This is a genomic window from Micromonospora sp. WMMD961 (assembly GCF_029626145.1).
In the GTDB taxonomy this organism is placed as follows: Bacteria; Actinomycetota; Actinomycetes; order Mycobacteriales; family Micromonosporaceae; genus Micromonospora.
Genome location: NZ_JARUBJ010000002.1, coordinates 5,445,757 through 5,464,437 on the forward strand (window position 1 = coordinate 5,445,757; position 18,681 = coordinate 5,464,437).

Annotated in this window: 19 protein-coding genes; 9 read left to right on the forward strand and 10 right to left on the reverse strand. The window is 72.4% G+C overall.

What is annotated here, in order from left to right; translation table 11 throughout:
- Positions 1–160 precede the first annotated feature (160 nt).
- Both O7614_RS24530 and O7614_RS24535 read left to right on the forward strand, forming a co-directional pair.
- Entirely contained in the window at positions 161–562 is a 402-nt protein-coding gene (locus tag O7614_RS24530; RefSeq protein WP_278140806.1) for a helix-turn-helix transcriptional regulator, read from the forward strand.
- 9 nt (positions 563–571) lie between these two features.
- Complete coding sequence (locus O7614_RS24535; RefSeq protein WP_278140807.1) at positions 572–1,654, forward strand: polyprenyl synthetase family protein; 1,083 nt, start codon at positions 572–574, stop codon at positions 1,652–1,654.
- 109 nt (positions 1,655–1,763) lie between these two features.
- Here the strand turns inward: O7614_RS24535 and O7614_RS24540 are convergent, their stop codons facing one another.
- The gene (locus O7614_RS24540; protein WP_278142364.1) at positions 1,764–2,153 is read right to left on the reverse strand and encodes an Rv2175c family DNA-binding protein; all 390 of its coding nucleotides are present in this window, start codon (positions 2,151–2,153) and stop codon (positions 1,764–1,766) included.
- Positions 2,154–2,340: 187 nt separating this feature from the next.
- On the opposite strand from O7614_RS24540, the gene pknB reads away from it, so the two are divergent.
- Both pknB and O7614_RS24550 read left to right on the forward strand, forming a co-directional pair.
- Entirely contained in the window at positions 2,341–4,326 is a 1,986-nt protein-coding gene (gene pknB / locus O7614_RS24545) for a Stk1 family PASTA domain-containing Ser/Thr kinase (protein WP_278140808.1), read from the forward strand.
- Positions 4,326–5,192: a deoxyribonuclease IV gene (locus O7614_RS24550; RefSeq protein ID WP_278140809.1), complete on the forward strand. Its 867-nt coding sequence runs from the start codon at positions 4,326–4,328 to the stop codon at positions 5,190–5,192. Before pknB ends, O7614_RS24550 begins: the two co-directional genes overlap by 1 nt.
- A 112-nt stretch (positions 5,193–5,304) precedes the next feature.
- Here O7614_RS24550 and O7614_RS24555 read toward each other — a convergent pair whose 3' ends face one another.
- From O7614_RS24555 to O7614_RS24570, 4 genes are all read right to left on the reverse strand, one after another.
- Complete coding sequence (locus O7614_RS24555) at positions 5,305–6,339, reverse strand: GntG family PLP-dependent aldolase (protein ID WP_278140810.1); 1,035 nt, start codon at positions 6,337–6,339, stop codon at positions 5,305–5,307.
- 116 nt (positions 6,340–6,455) lie between these two features.
- Positions 6,456–7,862, reverse strand: coding sequence for a 3-deoxy-7-phosphoheptulonate synthase class II (locus tag O7614_RS24560; RefSeq protein WP_278140811.1), 1,407 nt, complete (start codon positions 7,860–7,862; stop codon positions 6,456–6,458).
- A gap of 87 nt (positions 7,863–7,949) precedes the next feature.
- Complete coding sequence (locus O7614_RS24565; protein WP_278140812.1) at positions 7,950–8,462, reverse strand: hypothetical protein; 513 nt, start codon at positions 8,460–8,462, stop codon at positions 7,950–7,952.
- A gap of 181 nt (positions 8,463–8,643) precedes the next feature.
- Positions 8,644–10,269 (reverse strand): glycosyl hydrolase family 18 protein, encoded by a 1,626-nt coding sequence (locus tag O7614_RS24570; RefSeq protein ID WP_278140813.1) that lies wholly within the window; start codon positions 10,267–10,269, stop codon positions 8,644–8,646.
- A 170-nt stretch (positions 10,270–10,439) separates the two neighbouring features.
- On the opposite strand from O7614_RS24570, the gene O7614_RS24575 reads away from it, so the two are divergent.
- Positions 10,440–10,931 carry a glutathione peroxidase gene (locus O7614_RS24575; protein WP_278140814.1) on the forward strand — a complete coding sequence of 164 codons (492 nt, stop codon included), beginning with the start codon at positions 10,440–10,442 and terminating at the stop codon, positions 10,929–10,931.
- 120 nt (positions 10,932–11,051) lie between these two features.
- Here the strand turns inward: O7614_RS24575 and O7614_RS24580 are convergent, their stop codons facing one another.
- On the reverse strand, positions 11,052–11,309 hold the full coding sequence (locus tag O7614_RS24580) for a hypothetical protein (protein ID WP_278140815.1): 258 nt from the start codon (positions 11,307–11,309) through the stop codon (positions 11,052–11,054).
- A gap of 59 nt (positions 11,310–11,368) precedes the next feature.
- On the opposite strand from O7614_RS24580, the gene O7614_RS24585 reads away from it, so the two are divergent.
- Positions 11,369–12,043: an NADPH-dependent F420 reductase gene (locus O7614_RS24585; RefSeq protein WP_278140816.1), complete on the forward strand. Its 675-nt coding sequence runs from the start codon at positions 11,369–11,371 to the stop codon at positions 12,041–12,043.
- 29 nt (positions 12,044–12,072) lie between these two features.
- Here the strand turns inward: O7614_RS24585 and O7614_RS24590 are convergent, their stop codons facing one another.
- Entirely contained in the window at positions 12,073–13,674 is a 1,602-nt protein-coding gene (locus O7614_RS24590) for a glycosyltransferase 87 family protein (protein WP_278140817.1), read from the reverse strand.
- 266 nt (positions 13,675–13,940) lie between these two features.
- Here O7614_RS24590 and O7614_RS24595 point away from each other — a divergent pair, with 266 nt between their 5' ends.
- From O7614_RS24595 to O7614_RS24605, 3 genes are all read left to right on the forward strand, one after another.
- Entirely contained in the window at positions 13,941–14,606 is a 666-nt protein-coding gene (locus O7614_RS24595; protein ID WP_278140818.1) for a methyltransferase domain-containing protein, read from the forward strand.
- 183 nt (positions 14,607–14,789) lie between these two features.
- A complete protein-coding gene (locus tag O7614_RS24600) occupies positions 14,790–15,665 on the forward strand; it encodes a DUF4397 domain-containing protein (protein ID WP_278140819.1) in 876 nt (291 codons plus the stop codon).
- Positions 15,662–16,306: a class F sortase gene (locus O7614_RS24605; RefSeq protein ID WP_278140820.1), complete on the forward strand. Its 645-nt coding sequence runs from the start codon at positions 15,662–15,664 to the stop codon at positions 16,304–16,306. Before O7614_RS24600 ends, O7614_RS24605 begins: the two co-directional genes overlap by 4 nt.
- 9 nt (positions 16,307–16,315) lie before the next feature.
- Here O7614_RS24605 and O7614_RS24610 read toward each other — a convergent pair whose 3' ends face one another.
- From O7614_RS24610 to O7614_RS24620, 3 genes are all read right to left on the reverse strand, one after another.
- Positions 16,316–16,666, reverse strand: a complete 351-nt coding sequence (locus tag O7614_RS24610; RefSeq protein WP_278140821.1) for a DUF2203 domain-containing protein — start codon at positions 16,664–16,666, stop codon at positions 16,316–16,318.
- A 56-nt stretch (positions 16,667–16,722) separates the two neighbouring features.
- Positions 16,723–17,541: a pyrroline-5-carboxylate reductase gene (gene proC / locus O7614_RS24615; RefSeq protein ID WP_278140822.1), complete on the reverse strand. Its 819-nt coding sequence runs from the start codon at positions 17,539–17,541 to the stop codon at positions 16,723–16,725.
- 71 nt (positions 17,542–17,612) lie between these two features.
- Positions 17,613–18,641, reverse strand: coding sequence for a 6-phosphofructokinase (locus O7614_RS24620; RefSeq protein ID WP_203151341.1), 1,029 nt, complete (start codon positions 18,639–18,641; stop codon positions 17,613–17,615).
- Positions 18,642–18,681: the final 40 nt, after the last annotated feature.

Below are 18,681 nucleotides of genomic sequence, written 5' to 3' on the forward strand. Positions count from 1 at the left end.
CGTACCCCCGGGGTAGGAATGGGTGGCGTGGGAGGGGCGGTGGGGGCGGTCCTGGTGCCCGTGCGGGGGTCAGCAACTCGAGCGGTGACGTCCGTCCCGCCCGACCGGTCGGGCGGGGTGGGGTGGGTCGTCACCGCGCCGACGCCCGCCAGGAGGACCCGTGACCCCACCCGCACCGCCGCGCCCCGCGCAGCTCGGGCCGCTGTTGGCCCGCTGCCGGCTGGCCCGTGGCTGGAGCCAGCAGCGCACCGCCGCCGAGTTGTGTGCCGCCGCCGGGGTGCCGACGCTGAGCCGGCACGAGGTGTCCCGGTGGGAACGACAGCGCCGGGTGCCCGGCGGGTTCTGGCTCGGCTGGCTCGCCGTCGTCCTGGACGTGCCGCTGGTGACGCTGGCCGAGGCCGCGGCAGCCACCCGCCGGGCCACTCGCCGGGCCGTCCCGACCCGAGCCACCGGACCGGGCCGCGCCGCTCGGGCCGGCACGTCACCGGCAGGGCGCACCGGTCCCGGTCGCACCGCTGGGACTACGCGTGGCGGTGGAGCGCCGGCCATCGGGACCGGCTAGCGTCGGGACGTGACCCACGCTGCTCCCGTGTCTCCCGTCGACCGCGCCGACCTTCGCCAGCGGGTCGACAAGGCCCTCACCGAGTTCCTGGCCGGTCAACGGGCCCGGCTCACCGCCGTGGACGACGCGCTGATCCCGGTGGCGGAGGCGATCGAGGCCTTCGTGCTCGGTGGCGGCAAGCGGCTGCGTCCAGCGTTCGCGTACTGGGGGTTCCGGGGCGCCGGCGGGGCCGACGCCGAGCCGGTGCTCGGCGCCCTGGCCGCGCTGGAGTTCGTCCAGGCCAGTGCCCTGATGCACGACGACCTGATGGACCGCTCCGACACCCGACGCGGTGAGCCGGCTGTGCACCGGCGGTTCGCCGCCCGGCACCGGCAGGCCGGCTGGGGTGGTGACCCGGACAGCTTCGGCGACGCCGCAGCTCTCCTGCTGGGCGACCTCTGTCTGGTCTGGTCCGACGAGCTGCTGCACTCCGCGGGGCTGGACCCGTGGGTGCTGGCCCGGGCGCGGCCGGTCTTCGACGAGATGCGCACCGAGGTCACCGTCGGTCAGTACCTCGACGTGCTGACGCAGGCCACCGGGGACACCTCGGTGGAACGGGCCAGCAAGGTCGCCCGGTACAAGTCGGCGAAGTACACCGTCGAACGTCCACTGCTGCTCGGTGCCGCGCTGGCCGACGCGACGGCCGACGTGCGGACGGCCTACTCGGCGTACGGGCTGCCGCTGGGCGAGGCGTTCCAGCTTCGCGACGACGTGCTGGGGGTCTTCGGTGACCCGGCGCTGACCGGCAAGCCGGCCGGGGACGACCTGCGGGAGGGCAAGCGCACCTACCTGGTGGCGGCTGCCGTGGAGACCACCGACGACGCGGGCCGCGAGCTGCTGCTCGGCCGGCTCGGCGATCCGGAGCTGGACGAGCAGGGGGTGGCCCGGCTGCGCGAACTGATCTCCGCGAGCGGGGCGCTCGCCCGTACCGAACAGCGGATCGTCACGCTCACCGACGCCGCGCTGGCCGCCCTGACCGCCGTCGACCTCGACACCGAGGCCCGCCAGGCCCTGGTAGACCTGGCCATAGCCGCAACCCGCCGAGCCGACTGACCCCGGCCCTTCCGCTTTCCCGCGTTGATCATGAAGTTATTGCCACTCGCGTCGGCGTGTCGTGGCAATAACTTCATGATCGACGGCGAGAGAGCGCGGGTGGGGTGCGTTAGAAGCCTTCGGCCTGGGCTCTGCGTTTCACTTCGCGGGCCTGGTCACCGGAGAGCGCGGCGGCGGGGGTGTTCCCGGGGAGGGTGTCGTCCTGTTCGTAGAGCCAGCGCAGGGCGGCCTCGTCGTCGTAGCCGTTGTCGGCGAGCAGGTTGAGCACGCCGGGTAGGTGCTTGAGCACCGTCTGGTTGGCAACCAGGTCCGCCGGGATGCGGCGGACGCCGTCGCGGCGGACCGCCAGCAACTCCCGGTCACGGATCATCTGGTGCACCTTGCTGATCGACACGTCGAGACGCTCGGCGACGTCGGGCAGGGTCAGCCAGCCAGCCGGGTCGGTGGGGCCGGCGAGCTCCGGGCCGGGCACGGCCTGGTCGGGTACGGATTCGGTCACCCGACCACCCTGCCACGCCGTCACCGCGACGAGCCACGGCACCCCGGACAACCGATCGACGCCCCGGCTCGTACGCATCGCTGACCAGCGGACGAGGGGCGGCGAGCGCGGCGGGACGAACCAGTTCAGCGATCGGCTGTAGCATCCTGTTCAACCTTCACCCCCTGGACACATAGACTCCCTGCCGATGGACACTCAGGTCGCCGACACGTTGCTGGGCTCGCTGATCGACGGGCGCTACCGCATTCGCGGTCGCGTGGCCCGTGGTGGCATGGCGACCGTGTACACCGCCACCGACGAGCGCCTTGAGCGCACCGTCGCCGTGAAGATCATTCACCCGACCCAGGCGCCCGAGGCCCGGGCCCGGATCGCCAACTTCGTGGCCCGGTTCACCGACGAGGCGAAGACCATCGCCCGGCTGACCCACCCGAACGTGGTGGCCGTCTACGACCAGGGCACCCACGCCGGCCTGCCGTACCTGGTGATGGAGTACGTCCGTGGCCGCACGCTGCGCGACGTGCTGGCCGAGCGCCGCCGGCTCAACCCGGACGAGGCGCTGGCCATCGCCGAGCAGATGCTCGCCGCGATCGCCGCCGCGCACCGGTCAGGTCTGGTGCACCGCGACGTCAAACCGGAGAACGTGCTGGTCGCCGAGGCACCCACCGGCGGTGTCGCCAACCTGGTCGACAGCGTCGTCAAGGTGGCCGACTTCGGTCTGGCCCGGGCGGTCGAGGCGAGCGCCGACGACGAGCAGGGCACCCAGCTGATGGCCACCGTGGCGTACGTCGCCCCGGAGCTGGTCACCGAGGGCCGCGCCGATCCACGTACCGACGTCTACTCGGCCGGCATCGTGCTGTTCGAGATGCTCACCGGCCGCGTGCCGTACGACGGGGACCGCCCGGTCGACGTCGCCTGGCAGCACGTGGACCGGGACGTACCGGCACCCTCGATGCTGGTTCCCGGCCTGCCGCCGGTCCTCGACGACCTGGTGCAGCGCGCCACCCGACGTGATCCCGGTGCGCGGCCCGCCGATGCCGGCGCGCTGCTGACCGAGGTCCAGGCAGCCCGGGAGCGCCTGGGTGGCGGCAACGCGCACACTGCGGTGCTCCGCCCGGTGAGCGGCGATGCGCCACTGTCGCAGCCGACCATGGTGGTCGCGACGGTCCGGCCTCCCGACCGCCCGGCCTGGGCGCGGCTGCCCGAGGGTGGCAACCAGGGTGCGGGGCGACGTCGGGCCGCCCCGGAACCTGCCGAGGGCCTGGGGTCCCGGCTCGCCGCGCTGCGCAGCACACTGATGGCGAGTCCGCGTGGCCGGTTGGCCGTCGCGGCCGCGGTGGTGACGCTGGGCCTGGTGGCCGCTCTCGGCGGCTGGTGGTTCGGTGTCGGCCGTTACACGACCGCTCCCCAGCTGGTGAGTTTGAGCAAGGCCGAGGCGCAGGCGCAGGCCGACCGGGCCGGGCTCACCCTGGAGTACGGCGAGCCGCGCTTCGACGAGAAGGCCCCGAAGGACAGCGTGCTGGGGCAGACCCCGGCCTCGACCACCAAGATCGTCAAGGGTGGCACGATCACCCTGACCCTCTCCCTCGGTCCGGAACGCTTCCCCGTGCCGGACGTGATCGGCAAGGAGTTCGAACTCGCCGAGGCGGATCTGGTCAACGTGAAGCTGGTGGTGGCCAAGGGCGCCGCACGCTACGACGACACCCTGCCCGCCGGGGTCGTGCTGGACAGTTCCCCCAAGGTGGGCACCGAGGTCAAACCCGGTGCGAAGATCACCCTCATTCTGAGCCGGGGCCGGGCGCCGGTGTCGGTGCCGAACCTGGTCGGCAAGAGCCTGACCGAGGCCCGAGACGCCCTGGGTAAGCTCGGCCTGGTCCTGGTGGAGACCTACAAGGAGTCCGACAAGCCCAAGGACGAGATCCTCGGCCAGAGCCCGGCGGACGGTGCCGGCGTGGAGAAGGGCACCCAGGTCAAGCTGGACGTGAGCAAGGGCCCACCGGCGATCGTCATGCCCCGGGTGGTCGACCTGCCGTGCCAGCAGGCCAAGCAGGCGTTGGAGAGCCAGGGCTTCCCGGTGACCATCGTGCTCAACCCGAACGCGGTGGTCCGGCTCCAGGCTCCGGGCGAGAATTCGCAGGTGCCGCCGGGCACTCCGGTCACCCTCACGTGCTTCTGATGCCGACGGTCACCTCGCGTCCGGTGGGCGCGCACACTCCGACCTCCGGTGGGCTGGCCAAGGCCGCCCTGCCGTACGTCGACGCGACCGGCGCCCGGGTGGTCCAGGTCTACGTCTCCAACTCGCGGGGCTGGGCGTTGCCCAACGGCGACCCGGTGCAGGACGCCCTGTTCCGCGACGGCTGCGCCGAGCGGGGCATTCCGGCGTTCATCCACGCGTCGCTGCTGGTCAACCTCGGCTCACCCACCCCCGCGACGGTCGAGAAGTCGGCCCAGACGCTGGCCCACGCGCTGCGCCGGGGCGTGGCGATCGGTGCTCAGGCGGTGGTGTTCCACGCGGGCAGTTCGGTGGACGAGGGGCACGCCGAGGCGGCGATGCGTCAGGTCCGCCAGGAGTTGCTGCCGCTGCTCGACTGGGCCGCCGCAGCCGGTGGCCCGATGCTGCTGGTCGAGCCGAGCGCGGGCGGCGGCCGGTCGCTCGCCTCGCGGGTGGAGCACCTCGGTCCGTACCTGGACGCGGTGGACCGCCACCCCATGCTCGGGGTCTGCTTCGACACCTGCCACGCCTGGGCTGCCGGGCACGACCTGGCGGTCGAGGGTGGCATGACGGCGACCCTGGACACGCTGGTGGCCACCGTCGGCGCGGACCGGCTACGGCTGGTCCACGCCAACGACTCGAAGGACCTGTGCGGTTCCACCCGGGACCGGCACGAGAACATCGGCAAGGGCACCATCGGCGAGCCCGCCTTCGCCGAGCTGATGGCGCACCCCGCCACCGCCGGCGTCCCCCTGGTCGTGGAGACCCCGAGTGAAAAGCAGATCGGCCACACCGCCGACATCCAAACCCTCACCCGCCTCCACCCCTGAACCTCGCCCCCACCCGCCGATCTTCGTTGATCAAGAGGTTTGCGTCATCCGGACCCGGAATCTGACGCAAACCTCTTGATCAACACCAGGAGGCGGGCCGGGCCCCGCGGGGTCAGGACGCGGCGAGGATGCGGGGCAGGGCTGCGGCGGCGCGGTCGATGTCCGCGTCGCTGACGCCCAGGTGGGTGACCAGACGGGCGGTACGGGGGCCGAGCACCGAGATGAGTACGCGCTCGGCCCGCGCGACGGCGGCCAGAGCGCGCGCGTCCAGGGCGTGCTTGGTCAGGTCCAGCGCGACCAGGTTGGTGCGGGCTGGGGTGGCCAGCACGCCGAACGGCGCGACCGCCTCGGCGAGCCGGGCAGCCTTGGCGTGGTCGTCGGCCAGCCGGTCGACGTGGTGCGCGAGCGCGTACCGGCCGGCGGCGGCGAGGATGCCGGCCTGACGCATGCCGCCGCCCATCCGTTTACGGATCAGCCGGGCTCGTTCGATCCTGTCGGCGCTGCCGACCACCAGGGAGCCGACCGGCGCGCCGAGCCCCTTGGAGAGGCACACCGACAGCGTGTCGAACAGCTGGCCGTACTCGATCAGGGGCACGCCGTCCGCGACGTGCGCGTGCCAGATCCGGGCACCGTCGCAGTGCAGCGCCACACCCGCGTCGTCGGCGACCCGACGCAGATCCCGCAGGGTGGCCAGCGGAATCACCCCGCCACCACCCCGGTTGTGGGTCTGCTCGACGGCGATCGCGCGGGTGGGAACAGCGAAGAAGCCGTCCGGCCGGATCATCCCGGCCACCACCTCCGGGTCGATGTCCGCGCCGACCGCAGGCCAGGTCCGCGAGGAGATCCCGCCGTACGCGGCAGCCGCCCCGATCTCGTACGTGACCACGTGCGCGTCCGCGTCGCAGAGCAGCTCGTCACCCGGCGACACCAGCAGTTGCAGGGCGATCTGGTTGGCCATCGACCCGCTCGGGGCGAACAGCGCCGCCTCGTGCCCGAACAGGGCGGCCACCTCGGCTTCGAGGGCGTTGACGGTCGGGTCCTCGCCGTAGACGTCGTCGCCCACCTCGGCGGTGGCCATCGCCTCCCGCATCCCGGCGGTGGGCCGGGTCACCGTGTCGGACCGCAGGTCCACGAACAGATCAGCCACTGTCATCCCTTCGACCGCCGGTTGCGGGTCTCGCACACCTGGCCACGGTCATCTTCTCGGCTGCCGGCATAGTGGTCCACCGACAGAGTGGTCCACCGACAGGGCGGTCCGCGGCCTCAGCCGCGGAGCATCTCCGCCACCAGGAAGGCCAGCTCCAACGACTGCTGGGTGTTCAGACGCGGGTCGCAGGCGGTCTCGTAGCGGTCGGGCAGGTCGAGGTCCTCGATGCCCTGGGCGCCGCCGAGGCACTCGGTGACGTCCTCACCGGTCAACTCGACGTGCAGCCCGCCGGGGTGGGTGTCCAGGCCGCGGTGCACCTCGAAGTAGCCGAGCACCTCGTCGACGATCCGGTCGAAGTGCCGGGTCTTGTAGCCGTTGGACGACTCGTGCGTGTTGCCGTGCATCGGGTCGCACTGCCAGACCACCTTCGCGCCGGCGGCGGTGACCTTGGCGACGATCGGCGGCAGGGCGTCGCGCACCCGGTGGTTGCCCATCCGGCTGATCAGGGTGAGCCGGCCGGGGATGTTGTCCGGGTTGAGCTTTTCGCACAGCTCGATCGCCTCGTCCGGGGAGGTGGTCGGGCCGAGCTTGACGCCGATCGGGTTGGCGATCCGGGAGATGAAGTCGATGTGCGCGCCGCTGATCTGCCGGGTACGCTCGCCGATCCAGAGGAAGTGCCCGGAGAGCCCGTACGCCCGACGGTCGGAGACCCGGGTGAGCGCCCGGTCGTACTCCAGGGCGAGAGCCTCGTGGGAGCAGTAGAGCGTGACCGTACGCAGCGCCTCGTCGTCGGTCATCCCGCAGGCCCGGATGAACGCCAGCGCCCGGTCGATCTCCCGGGCGATCGCCTCGTAGCGCTCCCCCGCCGGGGAGTTCTTCACGAATCCCTTGTTCCAGTCGTGCACCGCGTGCAGGTCGGCGAGGCCACCGGCGAGGTACGCCCGGAGCATGTTCATCGCCGCCGCCGAGTTGGCGTACGCCCGGATCATGCGCTGCGGGTCGGCGACCCGGGCGGCCGGGTCGGCCTCCAGCGAGTTGATCATGTCGCCCCGGTACGCGGGCAGACCGCGCGCGTCGGTGGGCAGCGAGCGGGGCTTGGTGTACTGCCCGGCCACCCGGGCGACCTTGACGACCGGCAGGGACGCGCCGTAGGTGAGCACGATCGCCATCTGCAGCAGGGTGCGGGCGTTGGCCAGGAGGTGACTCTCGGTGTTGTCGGCGAACGTCTCGGCGCAGTCACCGCCCTGCAGCAGGAACGCCTTGCCCTCGCAGACCAGGGCGAGCTTCTGCCGGAGCTGGTCCACCTCGTAGGGCGCGACGACCGAGGGCACGGTGTCGAGGACCTTGCACACCTCGGCGACGGCGGCCGGATCGGACCACGGCGGGACCTGCTCGCGGGGCAACTCCCGCCATCGGTCCAGGCCGAGCGCGGCGTCCTCGGCGGAGTCGACGGTCGGTCGGCTGGTCTGCAGGCCCGGGCTACCCACCCCGGGATGGCTCAGCTGATGCCACTCATGGCGCATGACAGAAAGCGTACGGCGACGGTCGAGGCGACCGGGCGGCGAGGGGGACGGTTCCGGCAGGTGGGAGATCAATCCGCCGGGTGCTGGTCAGGACGCGGGGGTAGGGGGGGCCTTCGGCGGCGTCGGGCTGGCGGCCGGAGCCTCGCCCGGAGCCTCGCCGGCGATGCACCAGTCGCCTCCGTCCCGGGTGACGGTGAACACCAGCGGCCGGGTGACGGTGCGCTTGCCGGAGGCGACCGAGACCGAGACGCTGACCTCCTGCCCGAACGGACCGGGCCGGATGTCGGTGATGGCCGCCTCGGGCACCTTGAAGTGGTCGGCGAAGTCACCGTTGGGTCCGGTGGCACCCAGGTCGAAACCGTCGTGCAGGAGAGCGCAGAGCTGGCTCCGACCGGCGGCGACGTCCTTCGCGGTCATCGCGTCGAGGTACGCCTGCACGCGCTCACGGGAGCGGGTGGCCGCCTCCTCGGCGGGGGCTCGCGCGGGCTTGGCCGCGGGCTCCTTCTCGGCGTCGCCGCCGATGCCGCAGCCGCCCAGGACGACGGGCAGCAGCACCAACCCGGCGGCGGTCGCCGCCAGCCTGCGGTGGGTCGAGCGCATGACCACCTCCGTCGACCGCGCCATCGAGACCTGCCGAGCCGCGAGTCTGCCACATCGAGCTGGGACAGCCCAACGACGGCGGCCCGGCCGACGCTGGGCGTCGACCGGGCCGCCGGGTCACGGGCGGGGAGGGACGGTGCGGGCCCCTCCCCGCCGTGTGGGTGGAGCGTCGGCCCTCGGCTCAGCCGAGACCGCCCTTGATGGCGCCGATGAGCTCGCCGTTGCTGGTGTCACCGGAGAGCTCCCAGAAGAACGCGCCACCGAGGCCCTGGTTCTTCGCGTACGTCATCTTGCCGTTGATGGTCGACGGGGTGTCGTAGCTCCACCAGTTGCTGCCGCACTTGGCGTACGCGGTGCCGGCGACCGTGCCGGTGGCCGGGCAGGTGTTCTTGAGGACCTTGTAGTCCTCGATGCCCGCCTCGTAGGTGCCCGGTGCCGCGCCGGTGGCGCTGCCACCCGGTGCGGCCTGGGTGACACCGGTCCAGCCACGGCCGTAGAAGCCGATGCCGAGCAGCAGCTTGTTGGCCGGGACGCCCTTGCTCTTGAGCTTCTGGATCGCGGCGTCGGAGTTGAAGCCCTGCTGCGGGATGCCCGTGTACGACGTCAGCGGGGAGTGCGGCGCCGTCGGACCCTGCGCGGCGAAGGCCCCGAAGTAGTCGTAGGTCATCGGCATCAGCCAGTTGAGGTTGCCGATCGCGCCGGCGTAGTCGGTGGCGTCGATCTTGCCGCCGTTGCTGCCGTCCGCCGTGATGGCGGCGGTGACCAGGGCGCTGGACCCGAACCTCGACCGCAGTGCGCTGATCACGTTCTTGAACGCGTTCGGGCCGCTGGTGTCACAGGTCAGACCGCAGGCGTTGGGGTACTCCCAGTCGACGTCGATGCCGTCGAAGACGTCCGCCCAGCGCGGGTCCTCGACCAGGTTGTAGCAGCTCTCGGCGAAGGCGGCCGGGTTCTGTGCGGCCTGGGTGAAGCCGCCGGACCAGGTCCAACCGCCGAACGACCAGATCACCTTGAGGTGCGGGTTCATCTGCTTGAGCTTGCGCAGCTGGTTGAAGCTGCCCCGCAGCGGCTGGTCCCAGGTGTCGGCGACGCCGTCGACGCTGTCCGCCGCCGTGTACGCCTTCTCGTAGTCGGCGTAGCTGTCACCGATGGAGCAACGACCGCCGGTGGTGTTGCCGAAGGCGTACAGGATGTGGGTCAGCTTGGCGGCCGAGCCGCTGGTCTGGATGTTCTTGACGTGGTAGTTGCGCCCGTAGACGCCCCACTCGGCGAAGTAGCCGACGACCTTCTTGCCGCCGGTGTTCGGCGGCGGCGTGGTCGGTGGGGTCGTGGTGGGCGGCGTCGTGGTGGGCGGCGTCGTGGTCGGTGGGGTGGTGGTCGGCGGCGTCGTGGTGGGCGGGGTGGTGCCGCCGCCGCACGCCGCGCCGTTGATGGTGCAGTTCAGCGGCGCCTTGTAGGCACCGGTGCCGTTGTAGCCCCAACTGAACGAGGCGCCCGGGGCGAGGCCGCCGGCCCAGCTCTTCTTGACCGCGACGTAGTGGTTGCCGCTGCTGGTGACATCGGCGTCCCAGGCGCTGCTGATGGTGGTGCCCGACGGTAGGTCGAACTCGATGCGCCAGGTGCTGATGGCGGCACTCGATCCGTTGGTGACGGTCACCCTCGTCTCGTGACCGGTCCCCCAGTCCTGTGCCCTGGTGAACGTGGCGGTGACCGTGCCGGCGCCGAACGCGGTCGTCACCGGCACCGCTGCCACGGTCACGGCGACCACGGCACCGGCCCAGAGGGCCCGGCGGAGCGATCTTTTCATGAGGCGTCTCCCGAACTGTTAGGAAACTTTCCAAAAGAGATGGGTGAGACGGTACTCACGGCGTCATCAGTTCGTCAAGATGTCCATGTTTCGATTTCTCCTGGTGCACGGAGTGCACCAGTCGGGCCCGCACCTCGGCCCCCTCGACCGCCGGTGCGTAGCCTCAGCCCATGACCGTGTTCGATATCCCGATCAATGCCCTCTCCGGCGACCCCGCCGACCTGGCCCGCCACCGCGGCAAGGCGTTGCTGGTCGTGAACGTGGCCTCCCGTTGCGGCCTCACCCCGCAGTACGCCGGCCTGCAGAAACTCGCCGACATCTACGCCGACCGCGGCCTGGTGGTGCTCGGCGTGCCGTGCAACCAGTTCGCCGGGCAGGAGCCGGGCAGCGCCGCCGAGATCGCCGACTTCTGCCAGGTCAACTACGGCGTCACCTTCCCGCTCACGGAGAAGGTCGACGTCAACGGCGCCGACCGACACCCGCTCTACGCCGCGCTTGTGGACACTCCGGACGCCGACGGGCACACCGGAGACGTCCGGTGGAACTTCGAGAAGTTCCTGGTCGCCCCGGACGGCACGGTGGCCGCCCGGTTCGCCCCGGCGGTCCAACCCACCGCCGACGAGTTGCGCATCGCCATCGAAAAGACCCTCCCCACCTCCTGAAACCCCGGGGGCACTCGGGGCGCTCGGGGGCTCGGGGCGCTCGGGGGCTCGGGGGCTCGGGGGCACCGCCTCGATCACGCTCGAACATGGATGTAGTGGCCTCCCGAGTTTCGGATGCCACTACATCCCGGATCGAGCACGATCTTGGGCGGGACGGGGCGGGGCGGGACGGGGCGGGGCGGAACGGGGCGGGACGGGGCGGGACCGCACGGCAGCCGGCACGATCCGCTCGTCACCGGAGAGTGGCACCTCCCCGGAGAGCCGGTCGGCGACCAGCGTGAGCAGTACGTTGTGCAGGACGGGCTCGCGGCGCCACCAGGCACCCGCCGGGACGGCGAGGTCGCCAGCAGCCGGGAGCAGCCGCCCGACGGCGGACAACGAATAACCCACCAGGCTGGTCGGGAATGCGTCGCGGGTGGACGGAGTTGGGAACGAGCATGACAACTGTGGGACTGATCGGCAGTGGCAACATCGGCGGCGCAGTGGCCCGGCTGGCCGTCGACGCCGGCTACGACGTGGTGCTGAGCAACTCGCGGGGCCCGGAGACCCTCACCGACCTGGTGGAGACCCTGGGCGCGCACGCCAGCGCCGGCACCGCGCAGGACGCGGCGCAGGTCGGTGACCTGGTGGTCGTCAGCGTGCCGCTGAAGGCGTACCGCGCGGTGCCCGTGGAACCGCTGGCCGGCAAGGTCGTCATCGACACCAACAACTACTACCCGCAGCGCGATGGCACCTTCCCGGAGTTGGACTCCGGCGAGACCACCAGCAGCGAGCTGCTCCAGCGCCACCTGCCGGACTCGCGGGTGGTCAAGGTCTTCAACAACATCTACTTCACGGGCCTGGCCGCGCTCCCCCGCCCGGCCGGCGCCGCCGACCGCAGCGCCCTCGCGATCGCCGGTGACGACGCCGCCGCGAAGGCCGAGGTGACCGCCTTCCTGGACCGGATCGGCTACGACGCGGTGGACGTGGGCCCGCTGGCCGAGGGGTGGCGCTACCAGCCGGACACCCCGGCGTACGGCACGCTCTACTCCGCGAGCCCGACCGACTGGGAACACCCGGCCCCGAGCGACGCCACGACGCTGCGCGCCGCCCTCGCCGCCGCCACCCGCTGAGCAAGGCCAGCCGCCCTCCCCGGGATCGTCTACCGGGTAGTCGTGCGGAGGGCGGCGGCGAGTTCGTCGTCGTAGCTGGCGATCGGCTGCCCGTCCGAGGCGTACGCAACGAGCCGACCATGGGCCATCGTCGCGGACCGGAACGAGAAGGTACGCGAACCCGGGTACGCGGCGAGCAGCGGGATGGCCCTGGGTGCGCCACCCGGGGCGGAGTAGTACTCCAGTCGGGTCACCTGCGGGGAGACCACGCCGTTGACCCGGACCTTGGTCTTCTCGGCGCGGGTGCCGAAGGTGACCGGCACGTCGGTGGCGAAGGCGGCGCATTCGGCCGGACCACGGCAGACGAAGAAGTATCGCGGGTTGACCACGTCGTCGAGGCTGTACGCCTTGAAGGTGGGGTCGGCCCCGGCCGGCAGCGGTTGCACGGCGAAGAACGCGACCGCCACCGTGGCGGTGACGCCCACCCGCAGCCAGGCACGGCCGGCGGCCGGTCGTCTGCTCGCGCGCTCGGCGGCGACGGCGACACCGCCGAAGCCGACGAGGCACAGCAGGCCCACCCCGACGGCGCGGGCGTTCTCGAAGAGGAACTGCACTCCCGGCCGCGTCGAGATCGGGCTGAGCGCCGCGCCCAACGAGACGACCATGGCGGCGAGCAGCGCCGCGCCGGCGCCCCGCTGGGTGACGCCGGACGCGCCGATCAGCAGCATCGCGGCGAGCACCGGCCACACCTGGTGGTGGGTCCAGGACACCGGGGACGCGGCGACGGTGGCGCAGCCGACGAGCACCGCCGCGTGCCCGGAGCGGCCCTGTCGCGTCAACTGTCGCGCCCGCAGCAACGCCGCCACACAGACGAGCGCGACCAGACCAGCCCAGAGCAGCGGCAACGCCGCCTCGTCCACGCCGAGGCGCAGCAGTATCCCGTGCACGGACTGGTTACCCAGCGAGGCCAGGTTGCCGATCCGCGAGGTCTGCCGCACGGCCTCGGTCCAGTACGTCCAGCTCTCTCCGGGCAGCACGATTCCGGCGAGCCCCGCACACGCCAGGAAAGTCGCCACCGCGCGGCCCGCGTCCCGATAACGGCCGGTGGCGACGAAGTAGACCACGAACAGCAGCGGGGTCAGCTTGATCGCCGCAGCCACCCCGACCAGCGCCCCGCGCAGTCGAGGTGGAAGGACGCCCATCCCGTCGAGCAGGGCCATCAGCACGATGAAGATGCTGACCTGACCGAAGCGCAGGTTGCTCTGCACCGGCGCGGAGAGCATCAGCACCGTGGCCGCCACCGCCACCACGAGCGGCCGCCGGGAGCGTCGGGTGGTCAGCGCGACGCCGACGGCCCCGGCGATGGCGACGACCGCCGCGCACGTCGCCACCAGCCAGATCCCCTGCAGTACGCCCTCACTGACGGCGGTGATCGGCCCCAGCACGAGTGCGGCGAACGGCGGATAGGTGAACGGGCCCCCGTTCGCCGCGACATAGTCGTACAGCGGCTCACCGGCGTGCAGGTCGGACAGTGCGCCGTAGTAGATGTGCAGGTCGGAGAGGCGATCCGGACGGCGCAGCACGAGCACACAGGACACCAGCGCCACGACGGCGAAGGCCGCCCACGCAAGCGCAACCCGGCGATCCCGCATCGACCGAGGATAGGCGAACACGAGGTCCCGCGGCGGCCCCGTCAGCGCCCGGGACCGGGTGCCGGGTCGTCCGCGGCGAGGGCCAGCCGGTGCACCAACTCCGCGGGCCAGCAACCGGCGACGGGACCGCCGGAAACAGACCTCCTCTGCATCGACCCTCGCCACCATGGACTCACCGGCAACCGCCAACCGACGAACACAAACGCCACGTCTGCCCTCGGAAGAACAGGCCCGGCCGGACCGGCGCGGGTCCCTACCATCGGCGGATGGGAGCGACGAGCACACCGGCGTACGACGCCCACGCGGACTGGTACGAGGACTTCATCTCCGGCGGTGGCGACTATCTCCGCCGGGTGCACGCGACAGTGGCGGCCCTGCTCGGCGCGGGCGACGGTCCGTGCCTCGACATCTGTTGCGGCACCGGCGCCCACGCGTCGGTGCCGGCGGGTCTCGGTTGGACGCCGGTGGGCCTGGACCTGTCCGGCGGACAACTGCGGCACGCGAGCGGGCGGCTTCCGGTCATCCGTGCCGATGCGACCGTGCTGCCGATCGCCGACGCGTCACTGCCGGCCGCGATGTGTGTGCTGGCCAGCACCGACCTGCCCGACTATCCCGCCCTATTGGGCGAGGTCGCGCGGGTGCTGCGCCCCGGTGGGCGGTTCGTGCACGTGGGCGTGCACCCCTGCTTCGTGGGTGCCTTCGCCGACTGGGGCCGGCACCCGAACGTCGTCATCGACGAGCGGTACGCGGATCGGGGGCACAGCTTCGACAGCTGGAACACGTGGGGCGTCCGGGTCCGGGTCGGCGCCTGGCACGTTCCGCTCGCCGACCTGCTCAACGCGACCATGGCCGCTGGCCTCGGGTTGGTCCGGGTCGTCGAGGCAGGGCCGGGCGGAGTGCCCAACCTGTTCGGCTTCCTCGCGGTGCGGTAGCGGCACGGCCCGGTCCAGTCAGGCTGGACTCTCGCCGCGGCACGGCTCGCGCGGCACGGCACGCGGCGAGAAAAACATCGACGCGGCAACTTGCGCTCCAGTCCTACTCACGGGACTCTGATCGTGGGTTGCCGCCCGCTCACCGAACGTGCCCCCGGAGGCGACATGCATACGCTTCGTTTCGTGCCCCGCCGGCTGTTGGCCAGCGTTGGCGCGCTCCTGCTCGGCACCGCCCTCGCCGCTGGCACGCCGACTCCGGTCAGCGCCGCCGGCACGCCCGTGCCGGCCCGTGCGGCGACCGGCGCGGACACCGTCGGATACGTCCGGCTCGCCCACCTCTCCCCCGACACGCCGGCGGTGGACGTCTACCTGGCCGCGCCGGACGCCGCGAAGCCTCAGGTGTTCCCCGGCGTCGGGTACGGGGTGGTCTCCGACTACCTGTCGTTGCCTCCCGGCCGGTACGCGGTGGCGATGCGCGAGGCCGGCGCTCCCGCCACCGATCCTCCGGTGCTCACCACCGAGGTGGCGGTGGCCAGCGGCGAGGCCTACACGGTGGCCGGTGTCGGCCGGCACGCCGACCTGGGCCTGCGGGTGCTCAACGACGACCTCAGCACCCCCACCGACGGCCGCGCCAAGGTGCGTGTCGTGCAGGCTTCGGTGCGGGCCCCGGTGCTGGACGTGGCAGCCGCCGACGGCCCGCTGATCGCCAACGGGGTCCAGTTCGCCACGACGACCGAGTACCAACAGGTCGAGCCGGGCAGTTGGCGGCTACGGCTGACCGGCGCGGGCGGCCCGAGCACCGACGCCGAGGTGCAGCTCACCGGCGGCGCGGTCTACTCGTTGCTGGTGCTCGACGCCAAGCAGGGCGGGCTCACCGCCGAGCTGCGCCGCGACGCCGAGGGCGGCACGGTCGTCCCGGCCGGCGGGGTGGACACCGGCGCCGGTGGCACCGCCGGAGCCGGGCTGGGCGCGTACCCCCTGGTGGCCGGCGGGTTGGCTGCGGCGGCCGCCGCGGCGGCCCTGCTGCTCTGGCGTCGGCGGCGGCGCACCACCTGGTGAGCGGCGGGCCGGACCTGTCGATCCGGCGGCACCGCGACCGCCGGGTACCGCTGGCCGAGCTCGTCGCGGCCGGCGCGGCGGTCTTCCTGGCCGCCGGCACCGGGGTCGGGCTGGCCGGCAGCGAGCCGCCGGCGATGGCGGCGAGCTGGCACCCCGGCTGCACCGACGACTGCCCGTCGGTGGCCGCCACGCCCGCGCCGCAGGGTCCACCCACCCGGGTACGCGTGCCGCGCATCGGCGTCGACTCGACGCTCACCGTGCTGGGCCTGGACGGTGCGGGGGCGCTGGTCCCGCCGGACGACTTCGGCACCGCGGGCTGGTACGGCGGCGGCCCGGCCCCGGGCGACACCGGCCCGGCGGTGCTCGCCGGGCACCTCGATTCGCGGCGCGGCCCGGCGGTGTTCGCCCGGCTCGGTGAGCTGCGCCCCGGTGACCGGGTGGAGGTGTGGCGCGGCGGTCAGCGGCTGTCGTTCCGGGTGACCGGGTCGCTGCGCACCCGCAAGGACCGCTTTCCCACGGCGGCGGTCTACGGGCCGACGCCCGGTGCGGAGCTGCGCCTGGTCACCTGCGGGGGTGACTTCGACCGCCGACGCGGGCACTACACCGACAACGTGGTGGTGTTCGCGGTGGCCGAGGGGTGACGACCCGGGTCAGACCGGGCGGCGGCCGGCGAAGCCGCACTCGGCGCGGTGGTACCAGCGCACGTCGGAGTCGCCCTCCAGCCAGCACCAGAGCACGGCACGGCCGTCGCGCTCACCCGGGAAGTCGAGCAGCACCGGAGCGATGCCCTTGACCTGGATGTCGTGCTGGTGCAGCTCGTCGACGACGGCGTGCAGCCGTGCCTCCAGCCCCTTCACCTCGGCCAGCCCGCCGAGGGCGCTGACGCCGTGGTCGGCCAGGTCGGCGCGCAGCTCGGCCAGGTCGGCGCGGACCCGGACCAGCTCGGCGACGCGTGGTTGCAGGGTGGCCACCAGGTGTCGGGCCTGGGCGAGTGTGAACACCGGGCCAGTATGCGGCACGCGCCGGGACGCGCACGGCCCCGCGACGCGGGGCGGGCTCAGTCGGCCTGGGCGGCCAGCTCGCGGGCCCGGTCGCGGGCGGCCTCCAGCGCGGCGAGCAGCGCGGCGCGTACCCCGTGCTTCTCCAGCTCGCGGATCGCGGAGATGGTGGTGCCGGCCGGCGAGGTGACCGCCTCGCGCAGCTTCACGGGGTGTTCGCCGGAGTCGCGCAGCATCACCGCGGAGCCGATGGCGGTCTGCACGATCAGCTCGTGCGCCACCTGCCGGGGCAGCCCGAGCAGGATCCCCGCATCGATCATGGCTTCGACCAGCAGGTAGAAGTAGGCCGGGCCGGAGCCGGAGAGGGCGGTGACCGCGTCCTGCTGCGACTCGGGCACCCGGATCGTCTGGCCGAGCGGCTTGAACATCTCCTCCGCGAGGGCCAGGTGGGCGCCGGTGGCGTACGCGCCCGCCGAGATCGCGGTCATCGCCTCGTCGACCAGGGCCGGGGTGTTGGTCATCACCCGGACCACCGGGGTGCCGTCGGGCAGCCGGCGGCTGAAGAAGCTGGTGGGCAGGCCGGCGCAGAGCGAGATGACGAGCTTGTCGGCCGGCACCTTGGGGCCGATCTCGTCGAGCAGCGCGGCGGCGTCCTGCGGTTTCACCGAGATCGCGAGCACCGCCGCCTCGTCCACCGCCGTCAGGTTGTCGACCACGCGTACGCCGTAGCGGGCGGTCAACTCCTCGGCGCGGGTCGGCCGGCGGGCGGTTGCCAGCAGTTTGTCCACGGGCCATCCCGAGCGCAGCAGCCCGGAGAGCATCAGCTCACCGATCTTGCCCGCGCCGATCACCGCTACCGTGTGCACCCCGGCTGACATCTCGGTCGTACCCCCTCGCGTCGGGTCGCGGCGCGGCGGACCCGCAGGCCCGCCGCGCCGCCGACCGTCGATCAGCTGCCGAAGAACACCTCGGCCTCGGCGTACCGCTCCAGCGGCACGGTCTTCAGCTCGCGGGTGGCCTCGGCCAGCGGCACCCGGACGATGTCGGTGCTCTGCATCGCGACCATCTTGCCCCAGTCGCCGTCGTTGACCGCGTCGATGGCCTGCAGGCCCAGGCGGGTGGCGAGCACCCGGTCGAAGGCGGTCGGGGTGCCACCGCGCTGGATGTGGCCGAGCACCACGGTGCGGGCCTCCTTGCCGGTCTTGGCCTCCAGCTGCTCGGCGAGCCACTGACCGATGCCGCCGAGGCGGACGTGGCCGAACGAGTCCAGCTCCTGGTTGGCGAGGACCATCTGGCCGTCCAGCGGCTGGGCGCCCTCGGCGACGACCACGATCGGGGCGTACTGGTGCTGGAAGCGCTTCTCGACGTAGCCGGCCACCTGGTCGACGTCGAACTGCCGCTCGGGCAGCAGGATCACGTTGGCGCCGCCGGCCAGGCCGGCGTGCAGGGCGATCCAGCCGGCGTGCCGGCCCATCACCTCGACGACCAGGGTGCGGTGGTGGCTCTCCGCCGTGGTGTGCAGGCGGTCGATGGCCTCCATCGCGATGTTGACAGCGGTGTCGAAGCCGAAGGTGTAGTCGGTGGCGCCGAGGTCGTTGTCGATCGTCTTCGGGACGCCGACCACCTGCACGCCGAGCTCGTAGAGCTTGGTGGCCACGCCGAGGGTGTCCTCGCCGCCGATCGCGATGAGCGCGTCCACGCCCTGCTCGGCGAGGTTGTCCTTGATCCGCTCGACGCCGTTCTCGATCTTGAACGGGTTGGTCCGGGACGAACCGAGGATGGTGCCACCGCGGGGCAGGATCCCACGGACGTCGGCGATGCCCAGCGGACGGGACAGACCCTCCAGCGGGCCCTTCCAGCCGTCCCGGAAGCCGACGAATTCGTGACCGTAGGTGGCGACGCCCTTGCGGACCACCGCCCGGATGACCGCATTGAGACCTGGGCAGTCGCCGCCGCCGGTGAGCACGCCGATACGCATGATCCGTCATCCTCCTGGAGCATCAGGTAAAGCCCGATAT